A 3,465-nucleotide genomic window follows, 5' to 3' on the forward strand; every position below is an offset into this window, starting at 1 on the left:
CGTCCACCAGATAGGGGTTGGCGAAGCGGGAGAGGATCTTCTCGATGTAGGCGGCGTGCAGGCGCGGGTCGAAGCCGTAGCGTTTCACCAGCACGGCCCCGCTCTCCTCCATGGCGCGGCGCACCTTGCTGCGGATCAGCGGATCCTCGATCGCCTCGCGCACGGTGTGATAGCCCCTGAGCTTGCCGAGGTAGGCGGTGACGATGTGGCCGGTGTTGAGGGTGAACAGCTTGCGCTCGACGAAGGCCATCAGGTTGTCGGTGGGTTCCATGCCTGCCACCTGGGGCAGCTCCCCCTTGAACTGGGTCCGATCGACGATCCACTCGCTGAAGCTCTCCACCGTCACCTCCAGGGGATCGTCGTTCGCCGCGGCGGGCGGAACGATGCGATCCACCGCCGAGTCGACGAAGCCGACGCACTGCTCGAGGGTGGCATGATACGCGACCGGCAGGTACTTGAGTACCTCCTCCTTGAGGTGGCTGGTGCCGCGCACCATGTTCTCGCAGGCGATGACGTTGAGGGGAGTCAGGTTGCCGGCATCGAAGCGGGCCTGCAGCCCCTTGGCCAGGGTGCTGGCAATCTTGTCCAGGATGTTGGGGCCGACCGCCGTGGTGACCAGATCGGCGGTGATGATACGGGCGATCACCTCGTGTCCGGCCGAGCTGACGGCGGCAACGTTGCGCACCACGTCCAGCTTCTGATCCGTGCCCACCACGTGCACCTTGTACTCCTGGCGGTGGTTGAGCTGGTCGATCAGGGTCTCGTTGACGTCGGCGAAGGTGACCTGATGGCTGGCGTCAGCCAGCAGTTTGCCGATGAAGCCCCGACCGATGTTGCCGGCACCAAAATGCAATGTTTTCATGATATTAACCTCTACAACCAAAGACGATGACGGATGATTACGCGGCCTGCTCGGCCCCCAGCAGATCCAGGAACTCCTGGGGATCCTGGGTGCTGGCCAGACGGTCGACGAGACCGGGCTCATCCAGTGCATTGGTCAGGCGGGTTATGACCTGTATGTGTTCATCGTTGCGGGCGGCAATGCCGATGACCAGGCGCGCCACTTCATCGGCGCCCTCGCCGAAGGCGACCCCGGCAGGGTATTGGCAGATGACGATGCCGGTACGCTTCACGTGCTCCTTGGCGGCGATGGTGCCGTGGGGCACGGCGATGGATTCGCCGAGGTAGGTGGAGACCAGCTGTTCGCGCTCCAGCATGGCGTCGACGTAGTCCGGTGCCACATAGCCTCGCTCGGCCAGCAGCTTGCCGGCGGTCACGATGGCCGCTTCCTTGCTCTCGGCCTTGAGGCCCAGGTGCACGTCCTGCAGGCTCAGGGTGAAGACTTCCGGCTCCTGCGGCTCGTAGCTGTCGTCGTTGGCCGCCACCAGCAGTTGCGGGTTGGCGACGTCATCGTTGGCCGCGTTGGCCAGGCTGAGGTTCTGCACCAGCTCCTGATAGAGGGCGTTGTCGAGGAAGTTGGTCAGCGAAATGTGCTGTGCATGCGGCGCATGGCGACGGGCACGGTCGGTGAGATCCTTGTGGGTGATGACCAGATCCACCTGATCGTCCAGGTTGTTGATGGCACGGTTGGTGACGCTGATGTCGAGACCGGCGGCCTGCACCCGCTTGCGCAGCATGCCGGCGCCCATGGCGCTGGAGCCCATGCCCGCATCGCAGGCGACGACGATGTTGCGCACTGCGGTCAGCTCGGTTTCCGGCTTCTTGGCCGCTGTGGTCTCGGGCTTGGCACCCTTCATGGCCTTCATCTTGCGGGTGGCTTCACCCAGGGCATCGGCCTCGTCGGCTTCCGGCTGCTGGGCACGGACGAACACGGCGGCGACCAGGAAGGAGACGGTGGCGGAGGCGACGATGGAGAGCAGCACCCCGATGAGGGAGGCTTTCGGCGTCATCAGCAGCACGGCGAAGATGGAGCCCGGGGAGGCGGGGGAGACCAGACCGGCGTTGAACAGGGTCAGGGTGAAGACCCCGGTCATGCCGCCTGCGATCACCGCCAGGATGAGGCGCGGGTTCATCAGCACGTACGGGAAGTAGATTTCGTGGATGCCGCCGAAGAAGTGGATGATGGACGCACCGGCTGCGGACTGCTTGGCGGCGCCACGGCCGAACACCATGTAGGCCAGCAACACGCCCATGCCCGGACCCGGGTTCGCTTCGATCAGGAAGAAGATGGAGCGGCCCTGTTCGGTGGCTTGCTGGATCCCGAGCGGCGAGAAGATGCCGTGGTTGATGGCGTTGTTCAGGAACAGGATCTTGGCCGGCTCGACGAAGATGGAGGTGAGGGGCAGCATGTGGTTGTCCACCAGGAAGCCGACACCGCTCGCCAGCACGCCGGAGAGCACCTTGACGAAGGGACCGATGACGAAGAAGGCAAGAATGGCGAGCAACATGCCGATGATGCCGGCGGAGAAGTTGTTCACCAGCATCTCGAAGCCGCTCTTGACGCGACCTTCCATCGCCTTGTCGAAGCGCTTGATGGCCCAGCCACCCAGCGGGCCGACCATCATGGCGCCCATGAACATGGGAATGTCGGTCCCCACGATGACGCCCATGGTGGTGATGGCACCGACCACGGCACCCCGGTCACCCCCGATCAGCTTGCCGCCGGTATAGCCGATGAGCAGCGGCAGCAGGTAGGTGATCATGGGACCGACCAGCTTGGCCAAGGTTTCATTGGGCAGCCAGCCAGTGGGGATGAAGAGGGCGGTGATGAAGCCCCAGGCGATGAAGGCGCCTATGTTGGGCATGACCATATTGGACAGGAAGCGTCCAAAATTCTGTATCTTGACTTTGGTATCCGGTGATAACATGTCGGGACCCCGTTTTAAGCCTGTGTGATTAAAAGTGGTAGTCGGGATGACGAGTTTTGCCGAACTCCCATCCCAGTCGTCTAAGCAACTTCAATCTACCAGCTTGTGATCAAATTAGGCTGAAAACGGGGTGTCTTGTGACCTGGATCTCAAATACCCCGACCTCCCCCCTCCCGACATAGTGATGACGATCACAGTCAGTCGCTGTATTTCGGCTACATTTCGATCTTCTCGCCTCTGGGTGTCAATTTTTTGTGATTGATATCTCGTTTTGCGGTTTGCGCAAATACGGTGTCAACGTGACTGTCGTCACAAAATCAAATTTTGCACTCAAATGAGTCATGATTTGTCGCCTCGTATTCGCAAGTAATGACGATGGATATGCCGTAGTTCATCGTTAATCACCAATGAATCATTTATTTTGTAACCCACTTTCAGTTTTTCCCCCGAGAGGATCGGTTCCGACAAGGCCTCTTGTGACGCCCGGGTGGCGGATCCTGATCCGCTCCCGTCTCGATCCTCCCTGCCGGTCGCGACGCAGGCTGGGGCCTGCGAGCGGGTCTCCCATTCCGTCTGCCCGCGGAGCGCAGCCATAAAAAAAGGCTATGTCCCAATTACGTGTTGCATGGGGCGCCCC

The 3,465-nt window shown here is 61.4% G+C and carries 2 protein-coding genes; both read right to left on the minus strand.

Annotated elements, in window-relative coordinates; translation table 11 throughout:
- Positions 1-862 (minus strand): mannitol-1-phosphate 5-dehydrogenase (locus tag AACR77_RS13165; RefSeq protein WP_231563233.1); only part of this gene is annotated, 862 nt, incomplete at its 3' end.
- A gap of 37 nt (positions 863-899) precedes the next feature.
- Positions 900-2,828 carry a PTS mannitol transporter subunit IICBA gene (locus tag AACR77_RS13170; protein ID WP_041212287.1) on the minus strand — a complete coding sequence of 643 codons (1,929 nt, stop codon included), beginning with the start codon at positions 2,826-2,828 and terminating at the stop codon, positions 900-902.
- Positions 2,829-3,465: the final 637 nt, after the last annotated feature.

The organism is Aeromonas sp. ZOR0002 (assembly GCF_963866995.1).
GTDB classification, from domain to species: Bacteria; Pseudomonadota; Gammaproteobacteria; order Enterobacterales; family Aeromonadaceae; genus Aeromonas; species Aeromonas caviae.